At 49.0% G+C, this 20,470-nt stretch carries 12 protein-coding genes; 5 read left to right on the forward strand and 7 right to left on the reverse strand.

The genetic code is table 11. From position 1 onward, the window contains the following. Positions 1-9 precede the first annotated feature (9 nt). From dapB to HHL17_RS10230, 5 genes are all read right to left on the reverse strand, one after another. Positions 10-726 (reverse strand): 4-hydroxy-tetrahydrodipicolinate reductase, encoded by a 717-nt coding sequence (dapB, locus tag HHL17_RS10210; protein WP_169224619.1) that lies wholly within the window; start codon positions 724-726, stop codon positions 10-12. A gap of 37 nt (positions 727-763) precedes the next feature. After that, on the reverse strand, positions 764-1,465 hold the full coding sequence (locus HHL17_RS10215; protein ID WP_169224620.1) for a DUF5683 domain-containing protein: 702 nt from the start codon (positions 1,463-1,465) through the stop codon (positions 764-766). Between the two features lies 1 nt (position 1,466). Further along, complete coding sequence (locus tag HHL17_RS10220) at positions 1,467-2,375, reverse strand: ParB/RepB/Spo0J family partition protein (protein WP_169224621.1); 909 nt, start codon at positions 2,373-2,375, stop codon at positions 1,467-1,469. Further along, on the reverse strand, positions 2,372-3,172 hold the full coding sequence (locus HHL17_RS10225) for a ParA family protein (RefSeq protein ID WP_169224622.1): 801 nt from the start codon (positions 3,170-3,172) through the stop codon (positions 2,372-2,374). The genes HHL17_RS10220 and HHL17_RS10225 overlap by 4 nt, the downstream gene beginning before the upstream one ends. A 68-nt stretch (positions 3,173-3,240) precedes the next feature. Continuing rightward, on the reverse strand, positions 3,241-3,921 hold the full coding sequence (locus HHL17_RS10230) for a metal-dependent hydrolase (protein ID WP_169224623.1): 681 nt from the start codon (positions 3,919-3,921) through the stop codon (positions 3,241-3,243). Positions 3,922-4,308: 387 nt separating this feature from the next. Here HHL17_RS10230 and HHL17_RS10235 point away from each other — a divergent pair, with 387 nt between their 5' ends. From HHL17_RS10235 to lon, 4 genes are all read left to right on the forward strand, one after another. Further along, on the forward strand, positions 4,309-5,577 hold the full coding sequence (locus tag HHL17_RS10235; protein WP_169224624.1) for a metallophosphoesterase: 1,269 nt from the start codon (positions 4,309-4,311) through the stop codon (positions 5,575-5,577). 218 nt (positions 5,578-5,795) lie between these two features. Beyond that, on the forward strand, positions 5,796-6,644 hold the full coding sequence (locus HHL17_RS10240) for a hypothetical protein (protein ID WP_169224625.1): 849 nt from the start codon (positions 5,796-5,798) through the stop codon (positions 6,642-6,644). 112 nt (positions 6,645-6,756) lie between these two features. Beyond that, entirely contained in the window at positions 6,757-7,365 is a 609-nt protein-coding gene (locus HHL17_RS10245; RefSeq protein WP_169224626.1) for a porin family protein, read from the forward strand. Positions 7,366-7,655: 290 nt separating this feature from the next. Continuing rightward, positions 7,656-10,058 carry an endopeptidase La gene (lon, locus tag HHL17_RS10250; protein ID WP_169224627.1) on the forward strand — a complete coding sequence of 801 codons (2,403 nt, stop codon included), beginning with the start codon at positions 7,656-7,658 and terminating at the stop codon, positions 10,056-10,058. A gap of 367 nt (positions 10,059-10,425) precedes the next feature. On the opposite strand, the gene HHL17_RS10255 is transcribed toward lon, so the two are convergent. Together HHL17_RS10255 and ahcY are read right to left on the reverse strand one after the other, a co-directional pair. Then, positions 10,426-11,160 (reverse strand): pyridoxine 5'-phosphate synthase, encoded by a 735-nt coding sequence (locus tag HHL17_RS10255; RefSeq protein ID WP_169224628.1) that lies wholly within the window; start codon positions 11,158-11,160, stop codon positions 10,426-10,428. A gap of 149 nt (positions 11,161-11,309) precedes the next feature. Continuing rightward, entirely contained in the window at positions 11,310-12,638 is a 1,329-nt protein-coding gene (ahcY, locus tag HHL17_RS10260) for an adenosylhomocysteinase (RefSeq protein ID WP_169224629.1), read from the reverse strand. 464 nt (positions 12,639-13,102) lie between these two features. Here ahcY and HHL17_RS10265 point away from each other — a divergent pair, with 464 nt between their 5' ends. Then, complete coding sequence (locus HHL17_RS10265) at positions 13,103-20,446, forward strand: gliding motility-associated C-terminal domain-containing protein (protein WP_206155956.1); 7,344 nt, start codon at positions 13,103-13,105, stop codon at positions 20,444-20,446. The last annotated feature ends 24 nt before the right edge of the window (positions 20,447-20,470 follow it).

A 20,470-nucleotide genomic window follows, 5' to 3' on the forward strand; every position in this document is an offset into this window, starting at 1 on the left:
ATACAGCCTCTATAGGTTCAGCACGTCTCTCATCGTAAACACGCCTGTCTTACCTTTCAGCCATTCCGCAGCTACTACGGCGCCGGCAGCAAAACCTTCACGGGAATGTGCGGTATGCGTGATCGTGATATCATCGATGGGAGAGGAGTAATGAATGGTATGGGTGCCCGGTGCAGGATCTATTCTTTTGGAGATGATAGACAGCATGTCAGCCTGCTGTGTTTCTTCATTGACCCAGCCCTTTTTCCGGTCAACGGAAGCCAGCAGCTGTTCTGCCAGGGTGATGGCGGTTCCGCTGGGAGCGTCTTTTTTTTGGGTATGGTGGATTTCTTCCATCCATACGTTGTATTGTGGCTGGATGGCCATCAGGGCTGCCAGTTTTTTGTTGACTTCAAAAAAGATATTGACGCCGATGCTGAAGTTGGTGGCATGTAAAAAGGCATGATGGCCTTTTTCGCATTGTGCATTCACTTCCGGCAGTTGCTCGAGCCAGCCGGTGGTGCCGCTAACAACAGGTACATTAGCTTCAAAGCACTTTTGTATGTTATGGTAAGCCGTTTCGGGAGTGGTGAATTCAATGGCCACATCTGCCTGTCCAAGATGCTCTTTTTCCAGCAGATGCTGGGCATCGTGATCTATTCTCAGGATTACCTCATGACCTTTGGCAGTGGCAATGGCATCGATCGCCTTACCCATTTTACCATATCCGATTAGTGCTATTTTCATGACCCTTGCTGATATTTTTTAGTGGATGATGTGTTGGTTAACGACCTGCCAGCCAGGCAGACTTATGGTTTTTACGGCCGCCGCCGATGGCAAGTTTAACGCTGATGCCTAAACCCTGATTGTTGATGATGGCCGGAGATACCCGCATACTCAGTTCATCAGACATGTCCCAGTTGCGTAAATGTGCAAATACGGTGGCATCGGCGATATTAAGCGTGTAAGCCAGTACAAAGAAAAGTACGGAATAGTCAACATTCTGGCGGAAATAATCGCGGTTGGCTTTCAGGTACCCTGATGATTTATTGGCCAGCAACGGGTCCGGTGAGTTCGTGTCCGGATTACCGTCTACCGACAGCCGGTAGGCATCGCGGTATTTGCGGTAGTTGTCCATGTTCCATACGAAGAAGTAGGTACAGGTACCAATGGCGGCGTATACCAGCGGCATTTTCCAGTATTCGTGGTTGTACGCCTGTCCGAGCCCCGGCAGTATGGCCGAGTACAGCGCTGCTTTACGCGGGCTGTGCGGTGCTCGTGACGCCAGGCTGATAGACGCGGTGGTATCGGTCAGCTCAGTGCTTTTAGCCGTGTCTTTTACCGGATAAGCCAACGTATCTATGGTGCGGACAGTACGACGGGTAGTGTCCTGCCCTTTCAGTACAGGCGCCAATACCAGTAATGCCAGACATACCAGTACATGGCGACGAAATAAACGGAATAATCTTCCAGCCTTCTTAGCCACCTTATAAATCTATTTTTTCCAGGATGCTATTCAGTTCATCGTCTGAATAGAATTCAATCATAATGCTTCCTTTGCCATTCTTGCCTCTGTCCAGCTTCACTTTAGTAGAGAAGTGGGAGCTGAGGTTGTCCTGTATTTTCTGGAAAGCGGGCGGCAGTTTAACTTTAGCCGCTTTCTGCTGGTTACCTTTGTCAGCCTGGTTGATCTTGCGGGCCAGGTCTTCCGTTTGCCTTACAGACAGGCCGTTTTGAAGGATCTCATTGTAGAGGAACAGTTGGTTCTCCACATTTTCCACGCCGGTAAGCACACGGGCATGGCCCATGCTCAGTTGTCCGTTACGTACCGCTACCTGGATATCAGGTGGCAGTTTGAGCAGGCGGATATAGTTGGTGACGGTGCTTCTCTCCTTGCCCATACGGTCGGCCACCTGTTCCTGTGTAAGGGAACATTCTTCCATCAACCGCTTGTAGCTCAATCCAACCTCGATCGCATTCAGGTTTTCCCTTTGCAGGTTCTCCAGCAGCGCCAGTTCCAGCAGTTCCTGGTCGTTGGCTTGCCGCACATATGCCGGAATGTCTTTCAGGCCGGCCATTTTGCTGGCGCGCAGACGGCGTTCTCCGGCAATCAGCTGGAATTTTTTGTTACTGATCTTGGCCACCGTGATCGGCTGGATGATGTCATGCAGCTTGATAGACTGGCTAAGTTCCTGAAGGGCAACCTCATCAAAGTCACGACGCGGCTGCTTCGGATTGGTCACGATCTGTTCCAGCGCAATACGTTCAATACCTGTAGCAGTAGCTACCGCGTTATCGCCCAGGGCGCCGGCAGTGTGCTTCAGGTCAGTGTCTATGTTCTGGAGCAGCGAGCGGATACCTTTCCCCAACGCCTCTTTCTTACTTGGATTGCTCATTTTAAGATTTTGTCTTTGGATTTAATTTTCGTGTAGTTATGCTTCTGCAGTATTTCCTTGGCCAGGTTCAGGTAATTGATGGCACCGGTGCTGGCTGCATCGTACATAATAACAGATTTACCAAAGCTGGGCGCTTCCCCCAGTTTGGTATTACGATGGATGATAGTGTTGAATACGCTTTCCTCAAAATGCTGCTTCACTTCGTCCACCACCTGGTTGCTGAGGCGCAAACGACCATCGTACATGGTCATCAGGATGCCTTCAATTTCCAGGTCTGTATTCAGTCTGCTCTGAACGATCTTGATGGTATTGAGCAATTTGCCCAGACCTTCCAGTGCAAAAAATTCACATTGTACCGGGATAATCACCGCGTTGGACGCCACCAGTGCGTTCACAGTGATCAATCCCAAAGAAGGGGAACAGTCTACGATCACAAAATCGTAATCATCCTTTACCGCATCCACCACCTGCTTCATCACCCGCTCACGGTTGGGATGATTGATCAGTTCCAGCTCCGCACCTACCAGGTCAATATGGGAAGGTAATACTTTCAGGTTGGGCGTATCGGACTCCAGTATCACATCTTTGGCCTGAACATCGTTTACCATACAGTCGTACAGGCTCTGCTGAATATTACGCAGGTCAAAGCCCAGTCCTGTGGTGCTGTTTGCCTGGGGATCAGCATCTACCAGCAATGTTTTGAATTCCAGTACAGCCAGGCTGCTTGCCAGGTTGATTGCACTGGTTGTTTTTCCTACCCCACCTTTCTGATTAGCGATTGCGATTACTCTAGCCATTGTGTAATTTAAAAAATTCAAAGGTTCATTTATAGGATAAAGGATTAAATAGCAGGATCGCCTCTTCCTCAAACCTCTATGGTACTGCCTATTTCAGGCAGCAGCAGCTCCACGCCAGCTTCATCAAAAAGCTGCATGACCTCCCTCTTGTCTATCTTGATATACCCGAAGGTGTCGTAGTGGATGCCGATTATTTTTTCACATTCAATCATTTCGGCCGCGGCAATGGCATCTTCCGGGCCCATCGTGAAATTATCACCAATTGGCAAAACGGCAAAATCCAGTTCGGTAATACCCGGGATCAGCTCCATGTCCATGGTCAGCGCGGTATCACCACTGTAATAAAAATTGCCCTCATCAGTGACAAATACAAATCCCATCGGATTGCCACCGTAAGTGCCGTCCGGCAGACCGCTGGAATGCTGCGCCACCACACACTTCACTGTGCCAAAATCGAATTTCCACTTGCCACCGGTATTCATTGGGTGCAGCTTGGTCAGCCCCTGCTTGCCCGCCCAGGTAATAATCTCAAAATTGGATACCACCATGGCCCCGGTCTGCTTCGCCAGCGAAATCAAATCCGCCACATGGTCTTCATGACCATGGGAAACAAAAATATAATCCGCCTTAATAGCCTGAACGTCTACCTTGCTGGCCAGCTCATTATGCGTAATGAACGGGTCAAAAAGTATCCGCTTGCCTTTTATCTCCACTGCAAAGCAGGAATGACCGTAATTGGTGTATCTCATGGTCTCAATTTTAGGTAAAAAAAACGAATTACCGGTAATAATGATGAATTTAAGCTTTCGCCCAAAAAATCACTAACCCGGGTAATTAAATGTTACAAGCTACCTGAATCGGACAAAAATACAACGATTAGCAACAATTCCGGCGCTGTAGTATATTTATTTATTCACAAAGTGTCCTGATCAGGACGGAACCGGAGATGGGTGATATTTAATATATAATTAATATAAATACGCTGATAAACCCCGGTTTCGGAATTTAATTTAAAACCCTGCAATTTATCCGTTTGTTATTCGTCTGCATAGCTGCCGGCTACCCGTTTTAACTTTTTCTGACGGATAACTTGTGTTAATTTGCCTTTCTGTTAAATTTTATATTAAATATTTATAATGCGACCTGGGTTGAATTCTATTATATTAGTCGTTTTTCTTCTTTTGTTGGACCTCTACGTATTTCAGGCGGTAAGAGCCATGGTGTACATGTCACTGCCACGGGTACGGACCATCGCCTATACTGCCTACTGGTCTGTCTCCGCGGTCTGCATTATCATGGTCCTGCTGCTGCCATATATTCACTGGCATAGCTGGCCGGCCCAGCTGAAATCCTACCTGATGGCCATATTCCTGGGGCTGGTGGTCGCAAAACTGCTGGCGGTGGTATTCCTGCTGATAGATGATGTCCGCCGCGGCATCGTATGGCTGATACACCGGTTTTCTCCGGCACAAAGCACCACTGCTGCGGAAGGCGCGGTGAATGGTATCACCCGTTCCCAATTCCTGAGCCGCCTCGGCCTCATCGCGGGTGGCAGCCTGTTTGGCGCCCTGCTGTACGGCTTCTCCAATAAATACAACTACCGCGTCCATAAACTCAAACTGGCATTTAAAAACCTGCCTGCTTCCTTCAGGGGACTGCGTATCGTGCAGATCTCAGACATCCATTCCGGCAGCTTCGCCAACCGGGAGGCGGTGATCAAAGGCGTGAACATGATCAACGCCCAGAAGGCCGACCTGGTATTGTTTACCGGTGACCTGGTCAACGACCGCGCGGATGAAATGACCCAGTGGATGGACGTGTTCAGCCAGATCAAAGCCCCCATGGGCGTATACTCTACGCTGGGCAATCACGACTATGGCGATTATTACCCCTGGCCGGACAAAACACCCGCAGGGCATAGTGAAATGCAACGGAAGAACCTGGAACGCCTCAAGGTGGTGCACGGTGAACTGGGATGGAAACTGATGATGAACGAAAGCGTGGTGCTGGAAAAAGACGGCGGCCAGATCGCACTCCTCGGTGTGGAGAACTGGAGCGCTATCAAACGGTTCCCCCGTCATGGCGATCTGCGCCGGGCGTACGATGGCGTTAACCATATCCCCTTCAAAATCCTGATGTCACACGATCCCACCCACTGGGATGCCCAGATCCGTCCTGAATTCCCGGATATTGACCTCACCCTGGCCGGCCATACCCATGGTATGCAGTTCGGCGTGGAGATACCAGGCCTCAAATGGAGCCCAGCGCAATACTTCTACAAGGAATGGGCAGGCCTGTACAAAGCCGGAGAACAACGGCTGTATGTGAACAGGGGCTTCGGTTTCCTCGGTTACCCGGGACGGGTTGGCGTATTGCCGGAGATCACGGTGATTGACCTTGTGTAAGGTTCCGTCAGTTTGATAGGAGATGAAGGGAGAGTCCGGCTGTTTTTCTCAATCATAAAGCGCCAGGGGGTACTCACCGCCTTAAAAAGCCCGGTCACCGAATATCCAAATGGTCAAATGTCAAAATATGCTATATTGTGGGCAGTATCTCCTATTCAATGCGCGTATTCCTGACATGTCTGCTACTGTTTTGCTGTGTTTTCGCTGAAGGTCAGTCCTTGGCGGATCTCGAGAGACAGTTGGATTCACTGTTGAACAAACAACAGAAGAGTGAAGTAGTGGCAGCGCTTAGCTATGGCAACAATCCTGCTTATGGCAGTAAGACGGTCAACCTGGAGCAGCCTATTGTCATGAAGGCTTATCTTTCCCCTTCGCTGACCTGGTATCATAAAAGCGGCATATTCGCAGGCGCCAGCGGTTATTATTTGTTTGATACAGACAAAAAACATTGGTTTGAATGGGACTTCACTGCCGGTTATGACTATACGAAGAAAAGGAATTTCATCACCGGCATTTCGTATACCCGTTACTTTTTTGCCGATTCTACCGATGTTCCGTCCACACCGATCACCAATGAATTGTTCTCTTATTTTTACTACCGTAAATGGTGGCTGCACATGGGCGTTAGCGTGGATTATGGCTGGGGGAACTATACCAACAACAGGCCACGCCTGAGAGAACATGTAACCGGCAGCGATTTTAATGTGATAGCCACCGTGCGGCATCCTTTTATTTTCGATGGACTGCTCTGTTCCCGCGACGCTTTGTTGTTACAACCTTCCCTGTCGCTGACAATGGGCACGGCCAATTATTACAGTCAGCTGGCGGCTTTCCGTTATCTGACGCGTTCCTCCAAAATGAAACTCGATAAAATGCGTCCGGGTAAAGTCGTGAATTACGAAGACCACACTGATTTTGAGCCCCGTGCCCTCGATTGCACCATTAATGTCTCCTACCTGTTCGATCAATTTACCTTTTCTCCTTCCTTCACCATTTTTAAACCGTTAACCGGCGCAGATACGGAACTGATGGGCTATTTCACCGCTCGCCTGTCTTACAGTTTCTGATTTCTTTAACAAATAGCACGGAATTTGTATTTAGGGAATCTCCCTGATAACGTAGGGGTATTTTACTGTTCGGGCGTCTATAATTTTAACCATTACTAACAACAATACAATTATGAAAAAACTGTTTCTCGCCGTTGCATTGCTTGCAATGACCGCTGTTACCACCACTGTTAGCGCGCAAAGGTTACTGCGCTTTGGTATTAAAGGTGGCGCCAACCTTGGAAAACTGGATGGTTCCGGATTTCAGGACGGATTCAAATTGGGTTACCACCTGGGTGGTTTCGCACAATTAAACCTGGTAAAAGGTTTTGGTGTGCAGGGTGAAGTAATCTTTTCTTCTACTAAAACAGAAACCACTGATAATTTCAGCGATATCTATAAAAATGTAAGCACTTCAGATGACCGCAAAAAAGTCAACCTGAACTACCTGAGCATTCCGTTGCTCGCAAATATAGACCTGGGAACTCCCCGTCTCAAACTGCAGGTAGGTCCTCAGTTCGGCGCGATGGTGAGCGACAGAAAAGTTTTTGGTGCTGCCAATACTGCCTTTAAAGGTGGTGAAATTTCCGGTGTGGCCGGTTTGTGGCTGCAACTGCCGATCGTGAATGTCAGCGCCCGTTACATCATTGGTTTCAATGACGTAAAAGGCATCGAAAGCGTTACCAGCACCAGCAACTGGAAAAACCAGAGCATTCAGCTGGGTGTGGGCGTGACCCTGTAATCACGCGCACGCACAACGTATAAAAGAAGCCCGTATTTTGTAAGAACACAAAGAAGCGGAGATCACATTTGAGAATATGCAGGATGGTTGTTACCATTACGCACGTATTCACAGCGGTGATCTTCGCTTCTTTGTTTTTTTTGATATCGCGCAAAATACCGGTCACCGGGGTCGTTTGGCGTGACAACTCGTCACTTGGCACCAAACTTGACAAGGTAGTAGTGCATAAAAAAACGGAGGTTTCAGCAGTGTTTTCTGCCAGAATGTCCTCCGGGCATTAAATATCTCAGATGAACAGATTTTACTTAGGAAATTCAGAAGATGAAATGGAGTTTATGCCTATTATCCCTTTGAATGAAGACGGGGAAGGTCAGGAGGAAGATAATATTCCCGACCAACTGGCATTATTACCATTACGCAATACCGTTCTGTTTCCCGGTGTGGTTTTACCGATCACCGTGGGCAGGGATAAATCCATAAAGGCAGTTAACGACGCATACAAGGCTGACAAATTGATCGGTGTGGTGGCACAGAAAGACAGTACCATCGAGGATCCCAATGTGGCCGATCTGAGCGAGGTGGGCACTGTGGCCCGCATCGTTAAACTGATCAAAATGCCGGACGGTGGCACTACCATCATTATCCAGGGCCGCAAACGGTTCAAAATAAAAGAGATTGTTTCGGAAGATCCTTATTTCAAAGCCCAGGTGGAGTTGTTACAGGATGAGGCAGCAGAAGACGACTCGGAATTCGATGCCTATATTTCCTCTATCAAGGACCTGGCGGCACAGATCATCCAGCTCTCTCCCAATCTGCCTTCAGAAGCAAGCATTATCCTCAAAAACATTGAAAATGCCTCTTTCCTGGTGCATTTTGTGTCTTCCAATCTCAACTCTGATCTGAAAGACAAACAACAACTGCTAGAAATCAACAATCTGCGTACCCGTGCGGAACTGTTGATGAAACTGTTGCAGACAGAACTGCAGCTGGCAGAACTGAAAAACAAAATCACCAATAAAACCAAAGCCGACCTTGATAAGCAACAGCGTGACTACTTCCTGCAACAACAGATGAAGTCCATCAAGGAAGAACTGGGTGGCGATGCCAACGACCGTGAGCTGAAGGAAATGAAGCGTAAAGCGGAAGAAAAGAAATGGTCGGCAGCCGCTGCGGAAGCTTTTGCCAAAGGCATCGAGAAACTGGAGCGCATGCATCCCAGCACGCCGGATTACAGCGTGGTGTACAACCACCTGGACCTGATGCTGGACCTGCCCTGGGGCGAATTCACCACTGACAGCTACGACCTGAAAAAGGCGAAGAAAATATTGGACCATGATCATTATGGCATGGAGAAAATCAAAGAGAGAATACTGGAATACCTGGCCGTACTGAAACTGAAAGGGGATATGAAATCACCTATCCTGTGTTTCGTAGGCCCTCCGGGTATCGGTAAAACCTCTCTGGGACGCTCTATTGCCAATGCGGTAGGTCGTAAATATGTGCGGTTGAGCCTTGGTGGTTTGCACGACGAAAGCGAGATCAGAGGTCACCGTAAAACCTATATCGGCGCTATGCCTGGCCGGGTGATACAATCCATCCGCAAAATCAAATCTGCCAATCCTGTCATGATCCTGGATGAAATTGACAAGATCGGCAACGATCTGCGCGGCGATCCAAGTTCAGCGTTGCTGGAAGTACTGGACCCTGAGCAGAACAGTACTTTCTACGATAACTACCTGGAGCTGGAATTTGACCTGAGCAAGGTTTTGTTCATCGCTACCGCCAATAATATCGGTGCTATTCATCCTGCGCTGCGCGACAGGCTGGAAATTATTGACCTCAGCGGATATTCCATCGAGGAAAAAACGGAAATCGCCAAACGCCACCTGTTGCCCAAACAGAAAGAGGCGCACGGTCTGAAGGATACCAAGTTCAAACTCAACAACGGTGTCATTGAGCACATCGTCGCAGACTACACCCGCGAGAGCGGCGTAAGGGAGCTGGACAGGCTCTTCGCTGCGATCATGCGTAACCTGGCCAAAGAAGTGGCCATGGAGCGCAAAGTGCCTGAAAACATTACCGAAGCAGATGTAGAGCGGATATTGGGCAAACCCCGTTACTCCAATGAGATCTATAAGGTAGGTAACCCTCCGGGAGTAGCCGTAGGCCTCGCCTGGACATATGTAGGCGGAGAAATCCTGTTTATCGAAAGCAGTCTGAGTGAAGGAAAAGGCGAACTGAAACTGACCGGTAACCTGGGCAATGTGATGAAGGAATCGGCGGTAACCGCGTTGACCTATATACAGTCCCATGCCGCCGAGTTGAAGGTAGACCCGAAAATCTTCCATACGAAGAATGTGCATGTGCATATACCGGAAGGCGCCGTGCCGAAAGACGGTCCCAGTGCCGGTATCACTATGCTCACTGCGCTGACTTCCGTATTCACCGGACGTAAGGTAAGGTCCTATCTGGCGATGAGCGGGGAAATTACCCTGAGAGGACAGGTACTGCCGGTAGGAGGCTTGAAAGAAAAAATTCTGGCCGCCAAAAGGGCAGGGATCAAGGAAATTATCTTATGTTGGCAGAATGAGAAGGATATAAAAGAAATAAATCCTTCATATATCAAAGGCATGAAATTTCATTATGTAAGAGAAATGAACCAAGTGCTGGAAATAGCGTTATTAAAGAAGTAAGCAGGAAAGGCAGTGGTTACTAGTCGACGCTTTGGTCACTGCCGACCGGTTTTTATAAAAGCGAATTTATTTTAGTTTTAATATAAAGTCATTTTGTTGCCATTCCTGGCAGCAATTTTTTAAAAGTTCATATCGGTTTTGTTGTGACCCCGGTATGAGCATCATGTTGATTGTTTTAAGGGTTCTTAAAGCCATTCCTCTCAGCGGAATGGCTTTAATATTTGACCCCATGATGGACATGATTACTCCTGATTTCCCTGATTCATGGAGATCGACGGGAAGAGGGAGCGATTGACAACGCTATAAAAAGATACCCGTTTGATATATCATCAAACGGGTATCTTTTTTTATAAAATATTTTCTTGTGTTAGAGGTCTGCCAGTTGTCTTTTATAGAGCTGGATGGTGTTTTCGAGGCCATAATACAGGGCATCCACCACGAGGGCGTGACCGATGGACACTTCTTTCAGTTGCGGGATATGCAGTTTGAAGAAGCGCAGGTTGTCCAGGTTAAGGTCGTGGCCGGCATTCAGTTCCAGTCCTATGTTGGTGGCTTCGCGGGCCGTGTTTTTATAGTCGTTGAACAGCTGGAGGTTCTGCGGTTGTGTACGTGCGTTCGTATATTCTTCCGCGTAAGGGCCGGTATACAGCTCGATGCGGTCTGCACCTGCGGTTTTGGCGCCTTCCACCTTATCGGGTTCAGCGTTGAGGAATATAGAAACGCGGATACCGGCTTTTTTCAGCTCGCTGATCACTTCTTTCAGTTGGGATTGGTGTTGGATGGTGTCCCAGCCGGTGTTGGAAGTAATGGCATCTGGTGGGTCCGGTACCAGGGTGCACTGGTGTGGTTTTACAGCCAGTACGAGGTCCATAAAATCTCTGGAAGGGTATCCTTCGATATTAAATTCGGTAGTGACAAGGGGTTTAAGGTCTCTTACGTCCTGGTAGCGGATATGACGCTCGTCCGGGCGGGGGTGGACGGTAATACCGTCAGCGCCGAACCGTTCGCAATCCTGTGCCACTTTAAGAATGTCCGGAAGGTTGCCGCCCCGTGCATTGCGCAGGGTAGCAAACTTGTTGATATTTACGCTCAGCTTTGTCATGCCACAAAAATACTAATCAATTACGAATTACGGATTAGGAATTACGAGGGGAGGGCTGTTTTATCGCAGTGTGCATAAATAACCTGTACAAAACAGAAAGACCTGAGCAGGTATTCGCTCAGGTCTTTCTGTTTTCAATTCGTCATCGACTAGTATCTGTAGTAGTCTGGTTTGAACGGACCTTCTGCCGGAATGCCGAGGTATTCGGATTGAGCAGGGGTGAGTACGTCCAGTTCCACACCGATTTTTTTCAGGTGTAAGCGGGCAACTTTTTCATCCAGGTGTTTAGGCAGTACGTAAACTTTGTTTTCGTACTGGTCTGAATTTAGCCACAGTTCCAGCTGAGCCAGGGTCTGGTTGGTGAAAGAGTTACTCATTACGAAAGAAGGGTGACCTGTAGCGCAGCCCAGGTTCACCAGACGGCCTTCAGCCAGCAGGATGATGTCTTTACCATCGATGGTGTATTTATCAACCTGCGGTTTGATTTCCACTTTGGTATGACCGTAGTTTTTATTCAGCCATGCAACGTCGATTTCGATATCGAAGTGACCGATATTGGAAACGATGCATTTATCTTTCATCAGTTTGAAGTGTTCACCGTTGATGATATCGCGGCAACCGGTAGTGGTTACGATGATATCAGCTTCTTTAACGGCATCGTTCATTTTTTTCACTTCATAACCTTCCATCGCAGCCTGTAAAGCACAGATCGGATCGATTTCAGTAACGATTACACGAGCGCCTGCACCTCTCAGAGATTCAGCGGAACCTTTACCTACGTCACCGAAACCAGCTACAACAGCCACTTTACCGGCGATCATCACGTCAGTAGCACGACGGATAGCGTCTACACAGGATTCGCGGCAACCGTATTTGTTGTCAAATTTGGATTTGGTAACAGAGTCGTTGATATTGATGGCAGGCATGGGCAAAGTACCGTTTTTCATGCGCTCGTACAGGCGGTGAACACCGGTAGTGGTTTCTTCGCTCAGCCCTTTGATATGCTGGATCAGTTCAGTGTATTTGTCAAATACCATGTTGGTCAGGTCACCACCGTCGTCCAGGATCATGTTCAGGGGACGCTCTGAGCTACCAAAGAACAGGGTTTGTTCAATGCACCAGTCAAATTCCTGTTCGTTGAGACCTTTCCAGGCAAATACCGGAACACCGGCAGCAGCTACAGCAGCGGCGGCGTGGTCTTGTGTAGAGAAAATATTGCAGGAGCTCCAGCGTACTTCAGCACCCAGGTGTACCAGGGTTTCGATCAGTACAGCAGTCTGGATGGTCATATGCAGACAACCGGCAATACGGGCGCCTTTCAGGGGCTTCTTATCGCCATATTCTTCTCTCAATGACATCAAACCGGGCATTTCGGCTTCTGCCAGCTCTATCTCTTTACGACCCCAGGCCGCAAGCGACATATCTTTTACCTTATACGGAAGGCTAAAGTCGATGTTGGATTTCGCAATTGTAGACATTAAATAAAGTTTTGTGCAAATCTAGGCTTATTTTAACTTTTAACATAATGACACTCCCTCTATATCGCAGTGAGCCTCTAAAATTTTGTTAATCATCCTGTTAGAGCAATCTCTTCTGCTTCTAAACAAATAAAATTTGATTTAATATAAATTATGCTATAAGTTTGCAAATTAAAATATATGATTTTATATTTAATTGTTTAGTGGTAAAGAACAGTAAGTAGGGTATGAGCAATTATTAAACATCATAGTAAGCGCAATTAGTGTGTCTTATTCTTCCCCGATCCCTGGGTATTGATATCAGATAATTGCCGGCAACGCAAGGTTTTTCAGCTTCAACTTATGAAGTATTTAGGTTAAAAGTTGCCGGGAGAGCCAATTTACGAGGCATATAGGTTTTACAAAGGACTGTTTTTTACATTTTGATTAAATCTATATGTATAAATAGAAATTTACACACGCATATGTTAGTCCTGTCCCATCCTATGAAAACGAAAGAGCAGCTATTGCCGGAAGGCAAAACCGTGCTAAGGCGTTGCGTAACATTATTACTCCTGTTCCTGCTGGCATTTACCGGTACACAGGCCCAGGTTCCACTCCCCGCCACCCGCGTGATCAACAGCACCGGCGGCAATACCGCCAGCGACGGGCTCCGGCTCGAAATGGACACCAAAGGCAGAATTCAGGTGTTCCGCAATGGTAAAACAGATTCCTATGTGGCCAACGGCGAAAAAGGATACGGTGACTACATCCGGGTGAAGCACAGCACCAGCCCCATGACTGACCTGCAAAGCCTGGATACCAATATTTGTTACATCTCCCCCGTGATTGGAAACGGTACTCCGGCCTCCCCTTACAGAGTTTTCGTCTTTAATAAAATATATGATAAGAAAACACAGACAGGTCCGGATGTGGAACTGCCGATTTATATCACCCGCGCTTACACATATATAGCACCCAACAAATATTTCACGGTCGACTATTCATTTAATGGTAACAACATTGGTTATGACCTGATGATTTACCAGGAAGAACACCTGGCCATGCAGCAAACAACCAATTTTGCTTACGATCCGGGAAATGACTACCAGGCAGGTGTTCCCGGATACTGCGTGAGGGGATTTAAACAAAATGGTGCAACCGGATATGTAGGGGCTTACCATAAGCCCAATGATTGCAGCGTGTCACAGCCCTATACGCATGGGTTTCTTTCCGCTAACGCTTCGGGATTTATCAGCTATACCCTCCCAAACCAGACTGGCCTTCCGGGGGATTTTCAGGGTTCATCCCCATTGAATACCTTTCCTTATGACAACAGTATCGGAACTCCTTATGTGGATGGTTTTGACAGGATGTTGTGTGTGCAAACGGCCTTGAGAAACAAACTGGCTGGTAAAACGTTCGGTACCCGTATTGCAGTGGGCTATGGCGATCTGGACGCTACTCCGCCACCGCCGCCGGCCACGGCTTCCTATGCAGACTATGATGCCATATATACCGCCATTCAGGGCGCTACCTCCAATAACAGTACAGCCGTTACCGTCCAATTTGCCGGCGATGCCGGTGATAACGAAGGTAACGCCGGCAACGACCACGCGCCGCAAAGCCTGAAACTGAAAGTGACCGGTGGTGTCCTCACCACGCCCGTTTACGCAGAAATGAAAGTAGTGGCTGTTGGCGGTGAACTACACCCCGCAGTGGACGGTCAGGACTTCACCTATGAAATGGGCTTTATCATTCCGGCCAGAGACTATACACAAGCTGCTAATCAACTGGTGCCGGTCACCAATGTGATCATCAAAGGCAATAACAAACTGGAATACAGCCGTAAGCTCACCCTCCAGTTGCAGGATATCACCTGTAATGCACTGGTGCAACTAGGCGCCACCAAACAAGCTACCTACACCATTATTGATGATGAAGACCGTACGCTGACCATCAACTTTGCGCAAACGACCGTCAAAGAAGGCGATCCTAAGCTCGTTGGTACCATCTCCCTGCCTGGCGCTACCACGGTAACAGAAGATACCTATGTAGACCTGTCCGTTCTCAGCGGCAATACCGCCACCCCGGATGTGGACTTCACCATGGATAAAAAAGTGCTGATCGCTAATGGTACGGGCAGCGCTAATATCGAGATTGTAGCCAAAACTGACCTGGTACTTGAAGCCAGCGAGACGTTCAAAATACAAGGTGACGCTAATGTGCTGGGCCAGGCTAAAACAGCTGCCGGGCCGGTCATCACTATTACAGATGATACCCGTAACCACGACGAGAATATTACTTTAGGCGTTACCGTTACCCCTGCAGACCCTGATCCCGCCTATCCTGCCCTGACATTCAAGGAAGGATATAACAATGGTATCATTAATGTTAGTCTGCCGGCAGGTGTATCTACGGACATACCCATTACCGTTACCCTGGCGAAAGGTGGTACGGCTACAGACAATACAGACTACACCCTGACAGTGCCTGCCAATACCATCAATGGCAACACGCCCATCAGTGGTATCCTTAACCTGATAAACGATGGCAGAATAGAGGGAGATGAAACCATCGCCCTTACCGCCACTGTCACTGACGGCAGCGCTACCGCGTTTAAGATGACGCCGGCCACTATCACCATTAAAGATGCGCAGCTGCCACTCACGGCACCGGCTACACTCCACCTCTCCACCAATGATATTAATGAAGGTGACCCCACCGGCGCCAATTGCTGGATAGAGCTGCCTGCCGGGATCGTTGCCACCGACGTAGCACTGAATTTCGATATTTCCACCGCTGCCGGCACCACCGCGCAAACAGGTACCTATACCGGTTTACCTGTTTCCATGACCATTCCCGCTGGCACGAAAGCATCTGTACCACAGACCATCACGGCAGCTGCCAACCTGGTACTGGAAGATGACCGCGCCCTGGTGATCCATGCCGCCCCGGCTGCCAGCACCATAGCAGGCATTACCACCGGTGCAGATGTAACGCTTAACATCCACGATAAAACAGATGCCTCCGGGGCATCCTTAACAATAGCGCCGGTTACCAGTCCGCTGACAGAAGGACAAGCCACGCCCTTTACCATCACAATGTCCGGTGGATACAGCTCCGCTAAAAATATCAAGATCGCACTGGCGGCCAACCCTACAGGTACAGAGGCCAGCGCGACAGACTATACGCTGGTGAACGAGATAGAACTGCCTGCTTACACTATCGGTACTTACACTACCCCGGGCAATGTGCTGACGGCCGCTCCCGATATGGTGATCGAGAAAGATGAAGCGCTAGTGATCACCGGTACCAATGCCACCTATCATAATATTACCGGTGCCACCGTCACCATCAATGACGCCACCAGAAGGAATACAGCCAATACCAAAGTAACCCTGGCCGTTCCACAAACGACCATCACGGAAAACAACAGTACCACTATTACGGCTACACTGCCTGCCGGTGTTACCACAGAAATTCCTATTAATATTGATTTGAGCAGCATCACCGGCACAGCTACCGTTGATGACTATACGTTGACCGGGCCGCTTCAAATCACTGCCGTCGCACCAGCGCCGGTAGCCACATTAAACATCATCAAAGATGACCTGGTGGAAAACCAGGAAACCCTGACCATCACACCAGCTATCTCTGATGCTTATAGTACCACCTACAGCCTTGATCCGGCTACCCTGGCCTTTACGATCAATGACCGGGAGTATCCGCTGCTGGCCACCAACCCGGTCATCCTCAGCAGTACGCCTGCTACCATCAAAGAAGGTGACCTGACCGGCGCTACACTGACAGCCACACTGCCCAACAACTGGAAATCGGCTATACCGCTGACTGTACAGCTGGTGAAAAACAGTGGTTCCACTGCCACCGACGACCGCCACACCTCCATTCTTAATAAACAACTTATCATCCAGTCCACCGGTACTGCCTCCATGCAAATCCTGGCTACAGACAACGATGTGCTGGACGATGATGCAGACCTGATCATTGACGGTAACCCCGGTAACACCATATTGCCTGTTACCAGCATCACTATTCATATTGCAGATGGTACCATCGATAAACCCGATGCCCGGAAAATTACCCTCACCGCCAGCAAAACGCTGATACCGGAAGGAGAGAAGCTGAGCGTGACCGTTGCCCGACTGTATACTTCTGCCAAAAAAGTGGCCGTACAGGTATCCATAGACCCTGCATCAGAAGCCAGTCTCGCTAAGAACGACTACTCCGTGATCAACACGCTGCTGGAACTGGACAAGACTGATAAAACACACACCTACGATGTTATCCAGACCAATACAGATCAGATCCTGGAGAAAGACGAATCGCTGAAGATCATCGCCACGCTGGCTGGTTATAATGTGAACAACCTGGACCTGCAAATACAGGACCTGACCCGCACCGTTGCCGCTAACCGGGTACTGACACTTACACCGTATAAAACACAGCATGCCAAAGAAGGTGAAGATGGTACCGTGCATATCGCGCTGCCGGCAGGTGTTACCACAGAAGTGCCTATCAGCCTCACGCTCGCGCAGACCAACGGCGTGGCTGAAGCAGGAGCGGATTACCTCCTGAGCAATGCCTTCTCCTTTAATAACGCTAACGATACTACGATTGCGCTGAAGATACAGCCTGATAACCTGGTGGAAGGTCCTGAGAAATTTGAGATCACCACTACCGCCACAGACGCCATCAGCACTTATACCGCTAATGTGTTTGAAGTGAATATTGACGATGCGCAGTATCCGCTGACAGCGCCGATCAAGATTATCCGCTCACTGGCAGCCATCGATGAAGGAGGCGCCGGAGCAGCTATCGGCGTGGAACTGCCCAATGGCTGGCAGGCTGGTCAACCGATCGTTGTTACCATTAATAAAGACGCCGCATCTACCGCTGATGCCATCGACTATAAACCGTTGCCTTTCCCGCTGACCATTACGATCCCGAAACTGGCCACCGGCGCTACGCACCCGGTACTGCTGGAAGCGGTGAAAGACCTGATCCTGGAAGACGATGAAACGGTAATCCTCACTGGTACTACCGGAGACGTGAACATGCCGGTGCAGGGAGATGCTGTGGTGATCCTGGACAGAACGCACGACGACCCGGCCACCGGTTATATCCATATTGTCCCGGTAACGCCCGGTACTGCCGTAAGAGAAGGAGATACCTATACCGCCAAAGTATCACTGGCGCCTGGCGTTACTTCCAGCAAGCCTATCACCGTGTCTCTGTATGCCGGTACCGGTACGCAGGCGAAACCGACCGACTACAGCGGGCTGCCGGCACAAGTGACGATCCCTGCCCTGCAACCGGACGTAAACATCTCCGTACATGCGGAGCCTGATAACATTATCGAAAAGGATGAGTTGTTGCAACTGGTAGCGGCACCGAATAATATGAACGGTATGAAGGGCGACACCCTCAACCTGATCATACAGGATGTGACCCGCCTGGACCCGAACAACCTGAAAGTGCAGGTGAAGATTGATTCTACTATCCTGCACGAAGGCAGCAATTCTGCAGTAAAAGTAGGGTTTGTGAACAGCCTGATTTCTTCTGAAGAAGACATTGCCATCAATGTTAGCCGTGATGCAGCTTCCACAGCAGATGATGCCGACTACAGCGGCGTACCCGCTTCTATAACACTGCCCGCGCTGACTAACAATAAAGTATATACGTTGCAGATGATCAACGACAATGTGCTGGAAGGAGATGAAACCCTGCAACTGAATGCCCAGCTGGTAACACCTGGTTACACCCTTATTCAGCCGGGATCGGTATTGATACCGGAGACCGGTGACATGAGCGTACACCTGGTAAAAGATAAAGATGCCGCAGAACCTGCTACCAACGGCGCTTACATGATTAAACTGCCGGGTACCAGCACCGCTGCCGCTGATGTAAAAGTGGTATTCTATGTCAGCAGCATCGCCGGTACGACCAACATCGCACCGATACAGACTTCTGCTACCATCCCACAAGGACAAAACAGTGTATCCGTTCCCGTGAATGTGATCGACAACCTGGTCATTGAAGGTGATGAAGAAGTGAAAGCCGCCCTGATGCTGGCGCAGATGAAACGGTTCAATAAGAACATCGGTTTTGATGTAAATGACCTTGACACCGTGCGCATGACGGTTTTTGATGACGAAAGTTATGCTACCGGCCCTAAAGCTACCGCCCGTGAAATGATGGTAGAAAAAACAGCCGATGCAGCTGAGCCTAATACGCCGGGTTATTTCAGGGTACACTTCACAGACACCAAGCTGTCAGCCGTGAAAGATGTGACCGTGACCTATCAGGTGAGTGGCAATGCAACGCCGGATGTCCGCTACCGCAAACTCAATGGCACCACCGTGATTCCGGCAGGTAAAAACTATGCGGATATCCTGGTGGACCCGATTGACAACTCCATCGTGGAAGGTGATGAAAATGTACAGGTGCAGCTGAAAACGATCGCAGGCAACATTCCGGGTGTCACCTGGCCGCTGTCTGCCCAGTCACAGGCTGATGTGCTGATACACGATAACGACACGCTGGTGGTATCTGTCATCAATGACGGGCTGCCGGTAGATGAAGGCAAACCTGTTACTTTCAGCATCCGTGCTGTGAATACGGCCGCGCGTGACCTGCCTGTCCGCTTCCAGGTAGAGCAGGATGCCGCACGCAGCTTCACCGCTGCCGGCGCCACCGTGAATGGCAATACCATCACAGTGGTGTTACCAGCGCTCCGGACTTCACAAGACTTTACCCTGACAGCAGTAGATAATGATACCAACGATGATGACGGTTTCCTGAAAACGACCATCCTGCCGTATGTAAGTGGCAGCGGTACGCCGATCTATAAAGCAGGGGCTAACGCTTCCGCACAAACGATCATCCATGACAATGACCCATTGACACTGGCGTTTGCTGCCGAGAAATTCAGCGTGAAAGAAGGAAACAAAGGAGAAAACACACCGCTCAAATTTGTGGTGAAAATGAACCGGAGAAGTTCAAGGGATATCACTATCAACTATGATTTTGAAGAGTCCACAGAGGGCGTAAGTTACCCTTACCTGGATTTCAAAGCCACTCCGGGCAAGGACTTCGACAATACCATCAAACAGGCGAAAATACCTGCGTTCCAGTCAGAAGGAGCCGTAGTGGTGAACATCATCGGGGATGATGCTTTTGAACAGAACGAAACATTTATTGTGAAGATGCAGACCGTATCTGTGGCTTCCGGTCAGAATACCCCGGTAATGGGTGATCCTGTTAAAGCCACTGGTGTTATCCTCAACGATGACCCGATGTGCAAAACCTGCGATACAGATGGTGATGGTTTGACAGACGAACAGGAAGACATTAACGGCAACGGCGATCCGTTTGATGATGATACAGATAACGATGGTATCCCCAACTTCCTCGACCTCGATTCTGATGGCGACGGCGTTCCGGATTCCGTAAGCCGCTTCCATCTCGACAACAACCGCAAGATCGACTACCTCGACGGACGTGACGGTAAGATCAAGGTGCATCCTGCCATCTCTCCGAACAACGACGGACAGGGCAATGACCTGATGTATATCCAGAACATCGAGAAGTTCCCGAAAAATGAAGTAGTGGTATTTAACCGTTGGGGCGGTACCGTGTTCAAAACAAGTAATTACGATAATAAATCCAACAGTTTCAAAGGCAAGTCCAATACCGGTGGCCAGTCAGGCGCTGATGTGCCCGACGGCTCTTACTTCTACCAGATACAAATCTGGGTGGAAGGCAGGGTAGAACGGTATACCGGATTTATTGTCATCAAACGTTGAGATCATTATTGGTAAAAATATTCA

The sequence above is a fragment of the Chitinophaga fulva genome, from assembly GCF_012927205.1.
Taxonomy (GTDB): domain Bacteria; phylum Bacteroidota; class Bacteroidia; order Chitinophagales; family Chitinophagaceae; genus Chitinophaga; species Chitinophaga fulva.